This window comes from Pseudomonas sp. PL-6, assembly GCF_054110165.1.
Genome location: NZ_CM134189.1, coordinates 3024737 through 3038404 on the forward strand (window position 1 = coordinate 3024737; position 13668 = coordinate 3038404).

General features: G+C 66.9%; 11 protein-coding genes. 5 read left to right on the plus strand and 6 right to left on the minus strand.

The window, feature by feature from the left end; translation table 11 throughout:
• Positions 1 to 12 precede the first annotated feature (12 nt).
• Positions 13 to 1794 (minus strand): DUF1302 domain-containing protein, encoded by a 1782-nt coding sequence (locus ACW9UL_RS12755; RefSeq protein ID WP_457787236.1) that lies wholly within the window; start codon positions 1792 to 1794, stop codon positions 13 to 15.
• A gap of 287 nt (positions 1795 to 2081) precedes the next feature.
• Between ACW9UL_RS12755 and ACW9UL_RS12760 the strand changes: the two genes are divergently transcribed.
• Positions 2082 to 3053, plus strand: a complete 972-nt coding sequence (locus tag ACW9UL_RS12760; RefSeq protein ID WP_457787237.1) for a LysR family transcriptional regulator — start codon at positions 2082 to 2084, stop codon at positions 3051 to 3053.
• Here the strand turns inward: ACW9UL_RS12760 and ACW9UL_RS12765 are convergent.
• From ACW9UL_RS12765 to ACW9UL_RS12780, 4 genes are all read right to left on the minus strand, one after another.
• Positions 3017 to 4318, minus strand: coding sequence for an MFS transporter (locus ACW9UL_RS12765; RefSeq protein WP_021442726.1), 1302 nt, complete (start codon positions 4316 to 4318; stop codon positions 3017 to 3019). The two genes, ACW9UL_RS12760 and ACW9UL_RS12765, sit on opposite strands and share 37 nt — an antisense overlap.
• Before the next feature lie 73 nt (positions 4319 to 4391).
• Positions 4392 to 5555, minus strand: a complete 1164-nt coding sequence (locus tag ACW9UL_RS12770) for an acyl-CoA dehydrogenase family protein (RefSeq protein WP_457787238.1) — start codon at positions 5553 to 5555, stop codon at positions 4392 to 4394.
• 14 nt (positions 5556 to 5569) lie between these two features.
• A complete protein-coding gene (locus ACW9UL_RS12775) occupies positions 5570 to 7117 on the minus strand; it encodes an AMP-binding protein (protein WP_457787239.1) in 1548 nt (515 codons plus the stop codon).
• 396 nt (positions 7118 to 7513) lie between these two features.
• Positions 7514 to 8698: an acetyl-CoA C-acyltransferase gene (locus tag ACW9UL_RS12780; protein ID WP_457787240.1), complete on the minus strand. Its 1185-nt coding sequence runs from the start codon at positions 8696 to 8698 to the stop codon at positions 7514 to 7516.
• Between the two features lie 341 nt (positions 8699 to 9039).
• On the opposite strand from ACW9UL_RS12780, the gene ACW9UL_RS12785 reads away from it, so the two are divergent.
• The 3 genes from ACW9UL_RS12785 (at position 9040) to galU (ending at position 11715) form a co-directional block, all read left to right on the plus strand.
• Positions 9040 to 9372 (plus strand): hypothetical protein, encoded by a 333-nt coding sequence (locus tag ACW9UL_RS12785; RefSeq protein WP_457787241.1) that lies wholly within the window; start codon positions 9040 to 9042, stop codon positions 9370 to 9372.
• A 102-nt stretch (positions 9373 to 9474) separates the two neighbouring features.
• Positions 9475 to 10836 carry a UDP-glucose dehydrogenase family protein gene (locus ACW9UL_RS12790; protein WP_457787242.1) on the plus strand — a complete coding sequence of 454 codons (1362 nt, stop codon included), beginning with the start codon at positions 9475 to 9477 and terminating at the stop codon, positions 10834 to 10836.
• A gap of 39 nt (positions 10837 to 10875) precedes the next feature.
• The gene (gene galU, locus ACW9UL_RS12795; protein WP_021442131.1) at positions 10876 to 11715 is read left to right on the plus strand and encodes a UTP--glucose-1-phosphate uridylyltransferase GalU; all 840 of its coding nucleotides are present in this window, start codon (positions 10876 to 10878) and stop codon (positions 11713 to 11715) included.
• 88 nt (positions 11716 to 11803) lie between these two features.
• Here the strand turns inward: galU and ACW9UL_RS12800 are convergent, their stop codons facing one another.
• On the minus strand, positions 11804 to 12226 hold the full coding sequence (locus ACW9UL_RS12800) for a VOC family protein (protein ID WP_021442132.1): 423 nt from the start codon (positions 12224 to 12226) through the stop codon (positions 11804 to 11806).
• A gap of 76 nt (positions 12227 to 12302) precedes the next feature.
• Between ACW9UL_RS12800 and gorA the strand changes: the two genes are divergently transcribed.
• Complete coding sequence (gorA, locus tag ACW9UL_RS12805) at positions 12303 to 13661, plus strand: glutathione-disulfide reductase (RefSeq protein ID WP_457787243.1); 1359 nt, start codon at positions 12303 to 12305, stop codon at positions 13659 to 13661.
• Positions 13662 to 13668: the final 7 nt, after the last annotated feature.

The window sequence follows — 13668 nt, forward strand, 5'->3', positions numbered from 1 at the left end:
CAGGGACTCCGCTTAGAAATTGACGCCCAGGCTGATCGAGACGAAGTCGCGATCGCCGCGGGTGCCGTAGTCGCCGTCGATATAGTCGGTGTACGCCAGGCTGGCGTTGTAGGTGTTGTTCAGCGTGGCATCGAGGCCGAGGCTGATGGCCTTGGAGCCTTCGCTGAAGGCCGAGCCTTCGCCGGGGCCGTTGCCGTCGACGTCGTGCTGCCAGGACAGGCTGGGGCGCAGGTCGATGCCGGCGATGGCGTTGGCATAGCTCCAGGTGGCGCGCAGCCGGTAGCCCCAGGAGAAAGAGGTGAGGAAACCCTGGTCGTTGCAGTGCTCGGGCGTCTTCGAGATGGACGCGCAGGCGCCGCTGGCGAGGATGCCGTTGCCGAAGGTGCCGTTGCGCCCGTAGCGCGGGCCGAACTTGCCTTCCAGGCCGCCGACCCAGGTGCCGCCGACCTCGCCGACCAGCACCAGCTGATCGGCGCCCATCACCTGGCTGAAGGAATGGGTGGCGGTGACCTGGGCCTGGGTCACCTCCTTGCGCAGGTAGCCGTTGAACAGGCTGTCGGCCTGCGCCGGGCGGGTGCCATCGGCGACCAGCGGCGAACGCGCGGCGTCGTTGAGCAGCGACTGGATGACGTCGGTGCCGTTGAACTGGATCGGCATGTTCGGCCGGTAGCTGACCTCGCCCTGCAGCGCCGTGCCGGTACGCAGGTTGGTGGAGAAGGTCAGGCCGTACAGGCGGATGTCCTCGGGGTACTGCACCACGTACTGCGAGGTGCCCAGGCGCAGGGCGTTGTCCAGCGCGTTGCCGAATACCGGGCTGTTGTAGTACGGACTGCTGATGGTACCCAGATAGGGAAGGCGGCTGTGGTAGTTGGCCAGGTAAGCGCCGAACTCGGTATCCAGCTCGGCGGCGAACCAGCGCAGCGACAGGCCCCACTGGCCGCCGTTGCGGGCGTCCTGGTCCTGGCCGCGGGGGATGCGGATGCCCTCGTCGGTGAGGTTGACGCCGAACGGCGTCAGCGCCGCCACCGCCGCCGGAATGCCGGTCAGCACGCTACCGACGTCGAGGCCATCGCAGCCGTCGGCCATGAAGTCGTTGCTGGAGAAGAAGGTGCCGCAGTTGTCGAGCTGGGTCTGCTCCCAGTCCAGCTGGTAGAAGAAGTCGCCGGAGAGCGCGTCGCTGAGGTTCTGCGACAGGTAGAACATGTTCACCGGCACCAGGCCTTCCTTGACCTCGGCGCCGGGCCGGCGCAGCGCCGACAGGTTGTAGGGGTTGACCGTGTTGAGCCCGCCCTGGATGAAGGTGCTCTCGCCCCAGTTCACCACCTGCTTGCCCAGGCGGGCCGAGCCGGGCTGATCGGCGACGGCGTAGTTGTAGTAGACGAAGGCGTCGAGCAGCTCGGCGCCGGCCGATTTCGCCGAGCGTTTGCGGTTGTTGTCGACCACGTCCTTGAACGGCTGCTCGCGGTCGCGCAGCACGTAGTCATACCAGTAGCTGCCGCGCAGGAAGGCGCCGAAGTCGCCATGGCGCAGCTCCAGGTCGTGGGTGCCCTTGAAGATGCCGGAGAAGGCGTCGCCTGCGCCGAAATTGCGCCGACCGTCGTCGCCGCTGGCACTCTGCATCAGCTTCGGGTCGGGATTGGCGGTGGCGATGCTGGTGCCGATCGACAGCGAAGAATCCAGCTGGGCTTCGAGTTCGCCAAACTGGAAGTTAGCCGCGGCGGCCGAGCCGATCAGGCAGCTCAACGGCAACAGCAGATAAGGGGGCTTGATAAAGCCCGATGCTTTGCATCTCATCACTCATTATCCTCTTTGTTGTCGAGTGAATAGTTAAGTTGTGGGTGCGCTGTCGATAAGTTGGTCCGGACAATATTCGGGGCGAACGTTTAATTCGTCTGGCGATATAGGGCAGGCCGCGAATTAATTGTTCCGGTGGAAAAACTTAATGTTTCGCGCGGTAACTCTGGGTAGTGCCGACTCCCTGGATGGCGGTGTTTCGGCGATACTAGGGGCGCCTGAAAAAGCCGACAAATAGTGTCTTCGGATAGTTGCCATAACGCTTCGGCATAGCCAGAGAGAACCGCATGACCCTCAAGCAGCTCCGCTACCTGATCGCCATCGCCGAGGCCGGCAGCTTTTCCGCCGCTGCACGTCGCGCCTATATCGCCCAACCGGCCCTGAGCCGGCAGATCGGCCTGCTGGAGAGCGAGCTGGAGATGCAGTTGCTGGAGCGCCAGCACGACGGCGTGGCGTTGACCGACGCCGGGCGCCGGCTGTACGAGGTGGCCCGCTCGGTGGTGCAGAAACTCGATTCGGTGAAGGACGAACTGGCGTCGACCCGCGGCGACCCCAGGGGCCACGTGTCCATCTCGATTCCGGCCACGGTCTCGGCGCTGCTGCTGCCGGAGATCATCCGCCGGGCCACGGACAAGTTCCCCGGCATCAGCCTGACCATCTGCGACGGCCTAACCCGCGAAGGCGGCCAGTCCATCGAGCTGGGCAAGGTGGATTTCGGCGTGGTGCCCAACGCCGAGGAGCTGGAGCACGTGATCGCCGAGCCGATCTTCACCGAGGACCTGTACTGGGTAGGGCCGGGCTCGAGCGCCGAGAGCAATACGCCGATCAGCCTGGCCGAGGCCGGCGCCACGCGCCTGGTGATGGCGCCGCGGGCCCTGCACCTGCGCCGGCGTATCGAGCAGGCGGCGATGGAGGCGGGGGTAACGCTCAACGTGGTCTACGAGCAGCAATCCGCGCCGGGGATCGCCAGCCTGGTGCGCCATGGGCTGGCGGCGACCATCTGCAACTGGCCGCCACTGGAGGAATTGTTCGAGTCCACCGCGGCGCGGCTGATCGTCGAGCCGCGCATCACCCGCACCGTGTCAATCGCCTACTCGGTGCACAAGCCGCTGTCCTTCGCGGCCTCGTGCATGCGCGATCTGGTGCGCGGGCTGCTGCTCGATGCGGTGAGCGACGGCCGCTGGCGCGGCAGCCTGATCGAGCGCAGCCCGGAGGAGTCAAATCAGGCCCGCGAACAGGCGCCGGACACCGCTTCCTGAGCCAGCAGGCGCTGGCGCGAGCGCTGCGGGTTCATGCTCACCAGGCCGATCAGGCCCGCCACCACCAGCACGCCGCCGCACACCAGAAAGCCCTGGGCATAGCCCAGCGGATGCGCGGCGCCGGCGCCCTGTACCAGCATGCCGGTGATCACCGGCGCCGACAGGCCGGCCAGCGAGGCCACCGCGTTGCCGATGGCGAGGATGCCGCCGCGCTGGCTGCTGGGGGTGAACTCGCCGAGCATGGCCGGGCCCACCGAGTACATCACCAGGGCCAGGCCGCCGCTCAGGGTCAGGCAGGCGACGCGGGTGGCGACCGACAGCTCGGTGAGGATCAGCGAGGCCGACAGCAGGCCGCTGGCGATCAGGCACACCGAGACGAAGGCGCCGCGCGCCACCCGCGAGGAGTAGCCGCTGCGCAGCAGACGTTGCGACAGCCAGGCCATGAACAGGCTGAGCGGGGTGGTCACCACCACGAACATGACGAAGATGTGCCCGGTCTTCAGCGGGTCGATGCCCAGGCCGATCTCCAGGTAGCTGGGCACCCAGGTCAGGGTCAGCGCCAGCGACCAGTTGGCGGCGAAGTGGCAGAGGTAGTTGCCCAGCACGCTGCCGTCGCTGAGCAGGCGGCGGTAGGGCAGGCGCTCGCCATCCGGCGCCAGCTGGCCGGCCCGCAGGCTGTCGAGGCTGCCTTCGCGGCCGAAACGCAGCCACAGCACGCACCAGACCGCGCCGATGGCGGCCAGCACGGCGAAGTTGACCCGCCAGCCGTAGTTCAGGCTGATCCAGGGAATCATCGCGCCGGCCACCAGCAGGCCCATGGCGCTGCCGGAATGGAGCAGGGCCACCGGCAGGCTGCGGCGGTCGTTGGGGAACCACTTGTACAGCGCGTGGGTGGCCACCGGCGAGGCGGGGCCCTCGCCGATGCCGAGCAGCACGCGGCAGGCGACGATCATCCACAGCGAGCTGGCGAACAGCATGGGCAGCTGGATCAGCGACCAGAACAGGCCCATGCCCAGCAGCAGGGTGCGGGTCGGCCGGCGGTTGGCGAGAAAGCCGCCGATCACCGCGGAGATGGCGAAGAACCAGTGCAGGGCGCCGCCGATCAGGCCGAACTCGGTCGGGGTCAGGCCCAGTTCCTGGGTCATGGGCACGGCCACCAGGCCGATCACCACCTTGTCGAGGAAGTTGACCAGCATCATGAAGGCCAGCAGGAAGGCGATGGTCCAGGCGGTGCGAGGGTGGAAGGCAGGGGCGTCGCGAGTCATGGGGGTAATCTCTGATCTTGTTGTTATGGAAAAAGGCCCGCCCCGCGTGGGGGGCGGGCCTGTCCTGCCGCCCTTAGCCGGGCATCAGGATGCCCTTGGCAATGGTATTGCGCTGGATTTCGCTGGTGCCGGTGAGTACCCGCATCATACGCGTGGCGCGGAACAGCCACTCGACCGGATGGCCCTTGATCAACCCTGCGCCGCCGTGGACCTGAACCGCCTTGTCGGCGATGCGGAAGGCGGTTTCCGAGGCGAACAGCTTGCACATCGGCGCCTGCAGCTTGATGTCGCCGCCGGCGTCGTTCAGCGCGGCGGTGGCGTACATCATGCTGCGCGCGGCGTACAGCTCGGTGGCCATGTCGGCGAGCTGGTGGTTGATGGCCTGGAACATGGCGATCGGCTGGCCGAACTGCTTGCGCGTGCGGGCATGTTCGAGCGACAGGTTCAGCGCCAGGCCGGCCATGCCGAGCATGGTCGGGCAATGCAGCAGGCGGTTGAGGGTGATGCGGCCCATGGCCAGCTTGAAGCCTTCGCCTTCCTCGCCGATGCGGTTGTCCACCGGCACCCGCACGTCCTTGAGCAGGATGTTGCCATGGGCGCCGCCGCCGGACATCACCGCGTAGTCGCTTTCCACCCGCACGCCGTCTGCCGCCAGGTCGACGAAGAAGGCCGAGATGCCCTGGGCACCACGGCCGGGCTCGGTCACCGCGAGCAGCACGGCGAGGTCGGCATAGGGCGCGCCGGAGATGTAGCGCTTGGCGCCGTTGAGCACATAGTGCTCGCCGTCGCGGCGCGCGGTGGTGCCGATGGCGCTGGCATCGGAGCCGGCCTCGGCCTCGGTGAGGGCGAAGCACACGGCCTTGTCCGCCGCACACACCGGGCGCAGGAAGGCGTCGACCTGGTGGGCGCTGGCCACCTTGAACAAATGGCCGATGCGCGGTGGCCCGGACAGCTCGCCGAGCACGTGCGCGGCCAGCGGCGAGCCGCTGAGCGCCGCCGCCTCCTTCACCGCGCACAGTTCGGCGACACTGAGCCCGGCGCCGCCGAGGCTTTCCGGCAGCATGGCGTTGTAGAAACCCAGTTCGCAGGAACGCTTCCACAGGTCGCGCAGCAGCGGCCTGGGCACCGGTTCGCCCCAGAGGATGCCCTCGCGTTGCGCCAGCGGGGCGACCTCGTCGCGGATAAAGGCCTTGAGCCCGTCGATCAGTTGGCTGGCCTTGGCGCTTGGTTCGATCATGTTGAACTCTCCCATCAGATGCGGCGGTCGGTGTTTTGCCAGTAGGCTTCGCGGATCAGGCGGCGCACCACCTTGCCGTTGGGGTTCTTCGGCAGCTCCTGGACGAAGTCCACCGCGCGCGGTTTCTTGAAGCTGGCCAGGCTGCGGCCGCAGTGCTCGATGACGGCCTCGGCGCTCAGGCTCGCGCCCGGTTTGAGCACCACCACGGCGCGCACGGCCTCGCCCCATTGCTCGTCGGGCACGCCGACCACCGCCGCCTCGAACACCTGCGGCAGGCTGTAGAGCACCTGCTCCACTTCGGTGGGGTAGATGTTGAAGCCGCCGGAAATGATCATTTCCTTCTTGCGGTCGACGATGAACAGGTAACCGCGCGCGTCCACCGTGGCCAGGTCGCCGGTAAGGTAGTAGCCGTCGCGCATCACCTCGGCGGTGAGCTCCGGTGCCTGCCAGTAGCCCTGCATGATGTCCGGGCCCTTGACCACGATCTCGCCGATCTCGCCGGGCTTCACGTCTTCGAAGTTGTCGTTGACCACCCGCAGGTCGGTCTCGAAATAGCAGCGGCCGCAGGAGGCCAGGCGGCTGAAGTCGCCGTCCTCGATCAGGTGGTCCTGCTCGGTCAGCACGGTGACCAGCGAGCAGGTCTCGCCGGCGCCATAACCCTGGGCGAGGATCGGCCCGAACACCGCGATGGCGCGCTTGACCAGCGCCGGCGCCATGGGCGCGGCGCCGTACATCACCAGGCGCAGACTGGACAGGTCGAAGCGCTCGACCTCGGGGAAGTTGACCAGCCGATTGATCATCGCCGGCACCAGGAACAGCCGGGTCACCCGTTCGCGCTCGATGGTCTCCAGCAGCAGGCGGTCGTCGTAGCGCTCCAGCAGCAGGTTGCAGGCGCCGACCGCCAGCAGCGGCATGATCTGCATGCCGCTGGCGTGGGTGATCGGCCCGACATGGGCCATCACGTCGCCCGGTGCGGCGCGGCGGGTGGGGCTGGCGATGCTCTTGCGGATCAGCGCCTTGCGGTTGCCGAAGGTCAGCATGGCGGCCTTGAGCACCCCGGAGCTGCCGGAGGTGTAATGCAGCACGGCCAGGGCGTCGTCGGCCGGGTCGCTGTGCACCGGCGCCTCGCTGCCGCGTTCCAGCAGCGTGGAATAGGCGATATCGCCGGCCTCGTCGTCGAGCGAGACGATCCAGCGCAGCCTTGGGAGCTCCCCGCGGCGGGCGTGCAAGGCGGCGGCGAAGCGCCCCTCGACTATGGCCGTCTGGCTGTGCGAGTCGTTGAGGATCTGCACGATCTCATCCAGGGACAGGCGGGCGTTGACCGGCACCTTGACCATGGCGGTCTTGTACAGGGCGATTTCCGCCTCGACCAGTTCGACCCGGTTCAGCGCCAATATGGCCAGATGCGCACCGGGCTGCAGGCCGAGCTCGAACAAGCCCGAGGCCAACCTGTTGGTGCGAAGTTCCAGTTGCGCGAAGTTGATGCGCTGTTTGTTATCGACGAGTGCCTCATGGTCTGGCCAATAAAGTGCACTGCGGCTGATGATTTTTCCGAGGTTCAATTTGTTGTTCTCATCGGCTGGACAATGTTCGCCGATGCTAGCCAGGCAAGTTCGCCGATAACTAATACAAGAGTTAGATGCAGCCCATATCGTTATTGAATGGCGACAGATATAACGGCAACCGGCGCTAACTTACCCTGCAGGAAGAGTGTCCGGGGACGTGCTGAGAATGCCCTTTACCGTAACCCCCGCGAAGGCGGGAGCCCAGCTACCAGGCTGGTTGTGGATCAGGTCAGTGCAAGCGCTGTGCGGCGATAGAGCTGCGCTCCTGTCTGCGCGGGAACGACGACTACTTCAGCGGAGGGGCCGGCCGGCATAGCACGCTCGTCGGCTGCGCCGCGCGCACCAACGGCTGGTGCGCACGGCTTCGCCGGGCTGGATGGGGCGTGAACGGCGTTACAGCACTTCGAACAGACCGGCCGCGCCCATGCCGCCGCCCACGCACATGGTCACCACGACGAACTTCACGCCGCGGCGCTTGCCCTCCAGCAGTGCGTGGCCGACCATGCGCGCGCCGCTCATGCCGTAAGGGTGGCCGATGGCGATGGCGCCGCCGTTGACGTTGAGCTTGCTCGGGTCGATGCCGAGCCGTTCGGCGCAGTACAGCACCTGGCAGGCGAAGGCTTCGTTGAGTTCCCACAGGCCGATGTCGTCGACCCTCAGGCCATGCTGCCTGAGCAGCTTGGGCACGGCGAACACCGGGCCGATGCCCATTTCCTCCGGCGCCAGGCCGGCCACGGCGATGCCGCGATAGAGGCCGAGCGGGGCGACGTCGTGGCGGGCGGCCAGGCTGCCGCTCACCAGCACGCAGGCGCTGGCGCCATCGGACAGCTGGCTGGCGTTGCCAGCGGTGACGCAGCCGCCGCCGACCACCGGCTGGAGCCGACTCAGGTCCTCCAGCTGGGTCTGCGGGCGATTGCCTTCGTCCAGGCTCAGGGTCACTTCCTCGTAGCTGACTTCGCCGCTCGCCTTGTCCACCAGCTTCTTGCGCGCCGTCACCGGCACTATCTCCTCGGCGAACAGGCCGGCCGCCTGGGCCGCGGCGGTGCGCCGCTGCGATTCGAGGGCATAGGCATCCTGCGCCTCGCGGCTGATGCCGTAGCGCTTGGCCACTCGTTCGGCGGTGTGCAGCATGGGCATGTAGGCGTGCTCGGCGTGGCGGGTGACATTGGCGTCGGCATCCGCGGCGGCCCATTGCATATGCGGGTTCTGCACCAGGCTGATCTGCTCCTGGCCGGCGCCCAGGGCGATCTGCATGCCGTCGACCATGATCTGCTTGGCGGCGATGGACACGGCCATCAGGCCGGAGGCGCACTGGCGGTCGATGGTCTGCCCGCTGACCGTCAGCGGCAGCCCGGCGGCCAGCAGGGACAGGCGCGCCAGGTTGGTGGAGGCGCTGCCGCCCTGCATCGCCGTGCCCATCACCACATCGTCGATAGCCGCCGGGTCGATCCCCGCGCGCTGCACGGCCGCCTGGATGGCGATGGCGCTCATGCTGGGCGCTTTGAGGTCGTTGAATGCGCCGCGAAAGGCCTTGGCTATCGGCGTGCGCGCGGTGGAAAGGATTACGGCATCTTGCATGGTCAACTCCTGGCTGATCGCTGGCGTCGCGGACGGAAATGGAGGCGAGACCGCCAAGCGGGGCGCCCTGAAGGCCGGGCAGCGAGGCCGGCGCGCTACACCGCCTGGCTGATGTCGCTGAGCCCGGCTCATCGCACCCTAGTGACCCGGCGACTATTTGAGAAATGGCATGTCGTGATGCCAGGTATTCAGTCGATGAATTCATGGGCGAATGGATGCCGTTGCCCGCCGCTTGCCGGCGCACAAACAGCGAACGAGCCGCGAGCAAATAACCTGGCGCCGCTGTCTGAGAGGTATCCGGTGCCTCCGCCGTCGCGGAGGAGGTTGATTGGCGAGGTTGCATGATGCTCTGTCGGTTCATTTCGCGCGGTGTTCTGCCGTTCTGCTGGGCGGCGCTGTTGGCCAGCCAGGCCAGCCAGGCCAGCGCCGAACACCGTCACGATGGTCATGACAAATGGGAAAACCGCTACCGGGACGGGCCGTGCCGCGTCAAAGAGGAGTTCGACCGGGGCGATTACCTGCTGGAAATCAAATGCCCGGACGGCCACGGGCGAAGCTGGCCGCGCGGCGAATGGAAGGAGGAGTTCCGCGACGGTGCCTGCCGGGTGAAGATCGACGCCAAGCGCGACGAGTACAAGAAAGAGGTGAAATGCAAGGAGTGGGATGACGACTGAGGGATGGCCTTGCGCCGACTGTCATGGCCCGGTCACCTGACGGTCATACCGCTGCCACCGCCATCCGCTGCAATCGCTGCAACCCGTCGAGAGGATGCAGCGATGCAGATATGCGTAATTGGGGCTGGCTACGTTGGGCTGGTGACGGCGACCTGCTTTGCCGAGATGGGCAACCGGGTGATCTGCGTCGAGCGCGACCCCCTGCGGGTGGCGCGGCTCGCCCGCGGCGAGGTGCCGATCTACGAACCCGGCCTCGAGGCGATGCTCAAGGCGCAACTGGCCAGCGGCCAACTCAGTTTCACCGCGCAGCTCAAGGCCGGCATTCGCCGCGCCGAGGTGGTCTTCATCGCCGTGGGCACGCCCAGCGGCGAGGACGGTTCGGCCGATCTGTCCCATGTGCTGGCGGTGGCGGATGAGCTGGGCGAACAGCTCGAGCACGGCTGCCTGGTGGTGGACAAGTCCACCGTGCCGGTGGGCACCGCCGAGCGCGTCGCCCAGCGCATCAACGCCGCCCTGGCGCGGCGTGGCCTGCGTGCCCGGGTCATGCTGGCGAGCAACCCGGAGTTTCTCAAGGAGGGTTCGGCGGTCGAGGACTTCATGCGCCCCGACCGGGTCATAGTCGGCTGCGACGACGAGCGCGGCACGGAGCTGCTGCGCCGGCTCTACGCGCCGTTCCTGCGCAACCACGACCGCCTGCTGTGCATGGGCGTGCGCGCCGCGGAGTTCAGCAAGTACGCGGCCAATGCCTTTCTCGCCACCAAGATTTCCTTCATCAACGAGATGGCCGGCATCTGCGCGCGCCTGGGGGTGGACATCGAGGAGGTGCGCCGCGGCATCGGCAGCGACAAGCGCATCGGCACCCACTTCATCTACGCCGGTTGCGGCTACGGCGGCTCCTGCTTTCCCAAGGACGTGCGCGCGCTGATCCGCACCGCCGAGCTGGAGGGTTTCGAGCCGGGCATCCTGCGGGCGGTGGAGGCGCGCAATGCGCTGCAGAAGACCCTGCTGTTCCAGGCCCTGCGCGAGCACTTCAACGGCCATCTGCAGGGCAGGGTGGTGGCGCTGTGGGGGCTGGCGTTCAAACCCGGCACCGACGATCTGCGCGAGGCGCCCAGCCTGGTGCTGCTCGACGCGCTGCTGACGGCGGGTGCGCGGGTGCAGGCCTGCGATCCGGTGGCGACCCCGGCGCTGGCGCCACGCTACGCCGAGTACCTGGCCAAGGGTCAGTTGCTGCTCAGCGATTCGCCCTATGTGGTCAGCGAGGGCGCCGACGCCCTGGCGCTGGTGACCGAGTGGAAGCAGTTCCGCCAGCCGGACTTTCTGCGCATCCGCGCCGCGATGCGCATGCCGGTGCTGTTCGACGGGCGCAATATCTACGATGCGGCGCAGCTCGCCGAGCTGGGTTTCCTCTATCGCGGCATCGGCCGGCCGGCGCTGGGCAGTTGTAAGGCCAGCGCAGCTTGATAGACTGGCGGCGCATTCCACACGCCATCTGGGAGTCCCATGATCAAGAAATGCCTGTTCCCCGCCGCCGGTTACGGCACCCGCTTCTTGCCCGCGACCAAGGCCATGCCCAAGGAAATGTTGCCGGTGGTGAACAAGCCGCTGATCCAGTACGGCGTCGAAGAGGCGCTGTCCGCTGGTCTCACCGAGATCGCCATGGTCACCGGCCGCGGCAAGCGCGCGCTGGAGGACCATTTCGACGTCAGCTACGAGCTGGAGCACCAGATCCGCGACACCGACAAGGAAAAGTACCTGGTCGGCATCCGCCGCCTGATCGACGAGTGCAGCTTCGCCTACACCCGCCAGGTGGAGATGAAGGGCCTGGGGCACGCCATCCTCTGTGGCCAGCCGCTGATCGGTGACGAACCCTTCGCCGTGGTGCTGGCCGACGACCTGTGCCTGAACCTGGAAGGCGACAGCGTGCTGACCCAGATGGTCAAGCTGTACAAGCAGTTCCGCTGCTCCATCGTCGCCATCCAGGAGGTGCCGCGGGACGAGACCCACAAGTACGGGGTGATCGCCGGCGAGATGATCCGCGACGACATCTACCGGGTCAGCAACATGGTGGAGAAGCCCAAGCCCGAGGACGCGCCGTCGAACCTGGCGATCATCGGCCGCTACATCCTCACCCCGGACATCTTCGATCTGATCCGCGACACCCCGCCGGGCAAGGGCGGCGAGATTCAGATCACCGATGCGCTGATGCGCCAGGCCCAGCAGGGCTGCGTGATGGCGTACAAGTTCAAGGGCCAGCGCTTCGACTGCGGCAGCGCCGAAGGCTATATCGAGGCGACCAATTTCTGCTTCGAGAACCTGTACAAGACCGGCAAGGCCTACTGAGCCTCGGCAACCGGGGCCCCCGTAGGATGTGCCGTGCGCACCAGGCCTGCGCAACACAGGACGCCACCTTCGGGTGGCGTCTTGCGTTTCAGGGGATGGGCATCCGCTCCGACCCCGGCCCCAGCGGCTGGCCGTAGCTGAACTCCACGTAGTTGCCGGCCGGGTCGCGCAGGCCGCAGTAGTAGCCGACCGGGTAGGGCTCGTCGCGTGGCGGCCAGATCAGGCAGCCGTCTTCCGCGGCCATGGCCGCGACGCGGTCGACCTCCTCGCGGCTGGCCAGGGCGAAGCCGAAATGGCTGTAGTCGTCGCTGGCCAGCCGGCGATCCTGGCCGCCGGGCATGATGACGAAGATGAACTGATGCTCCTTGCCCGGCTCGGCCATCCAGACGATGCGCGTGCCCTTGCCGGGGCGCTGGTGGATCACCTGCATGGCGCAGTAGCGTTGGTAGAAGGCGATGCAGGCGTCCAGATCGGGCACGTGCAGCGCCAGGTGGGTCAGGGTCGGGCGCATGGCGGCTTTCCTCCTTGGCTGTCAGCTTAGTCTTTGCCTTTCCGGTATGCTGGCGTCCTGTCCAAGGAGGCCGCAGATGAGTTACGACTTCGACCTGTTCGTTATCGGCGCCGGTTCCGGCGGCGTCCGCGCGGCGCGCTTCGCCGCCGGTTTTGGGGCCCGCGTGGCCGTGGCCGAGAGCCGCTACCTGGGCGGCACCTGCGTCAACGTCGGCTGCGTGCCGAAAAAGCTGCTGGTCTACGGTGCGCATTTCGCCGAAGACTTCGAGCAGGCCGGCGGTTTCGGCTGGTCGCTGGGCGAGGCGAACTTCGACTGGGCGACCCTGATCGCCAACAAGAACCGCGAGATCCAGCGCCTCAACGGCATCTACCGCAACCTACTGGAGAGTAGCGGGGTGAGCCTGTTCGAAGGTCACGCGCGGATTCTCGACGCCCATAGCGTCGAGGTGAACGGTCAGCGCCACAGCGCCGAACGCATCCTCATCGCCACCGGCGGCTGGCCGCAGATCCCCGATATCCCGGGGCGCGAGCATGCCATCAGCTCCAACGAGGCGTTCTTCCTGGAAACCCTGCCCAAGCGCGTGCTGGTGGTGGGCGGCGGCTATATCGCCGTGGAATTCGCCTCGATCTTCCATGGCCTGGGCGCCCAGGTCACCCAGCTCTACCGCGGCGATCTATTCCTGCGCGGCTTCGACGGCGCGGTGCGTCGGCACCTGAAGGAGGAACTGAGCAAGAAAGGCATCGACCTGCAGTTCAACGCCGATATCGAGCGTATCGAACGGCAAACCGACGGCAGCCTCAATGCCACCCTCAAGGACGGCCGCGTGCTGCAGGCCGACTGCGTGTTCTACGCCACCGGCCGCCGGCCGATGCTGGACAACCTGGGCCTGGAAAACGTCGAGGTGAAGCTGGACGAGCGCGGCCATATCGAAGTGGACGAGCAGTTCCAGACCAGTACACCGTCGATCCTCGCCATCGGTGACGTGATCGGCCGCGTACAGCTGACCCCGGTGGCGCTGGCCGAAGGCATGGCCGTGGCGCGCCGCCTGTTCAAGCCGGAGCAGTACCGCCCGCTGGACTACCGGATGATTCCCACTGCAGTGTTCAGCCTGCCGAATATCGGCACCGTCGGCCTGAGCGAGGAACAGGCGGTCGAAGCGGGGCACCGCGTGCAGATTTTCGAGAGCCGCTTCCGACCGATGAAGCTGACCCTCACCGAATGCCAGGAGCGCACCCTGATGAAGCTGGTGGTCGATGCCGACAGCGACCGCGTGCTGGGCTGCCACATGGTCGGCCCGGAGGCGGGCGAAATCGTCCAGGGCCTGGCCATCGCGCTCAAGGCCGGCGCCACCAAGCAGATATTCGACGAGACCATCGGCGTGCACCCGAGCGCCGCCGAGGAGTTCGTCACTTTGCGTACGCCAGTCAGTCGCTGAGGCGGTT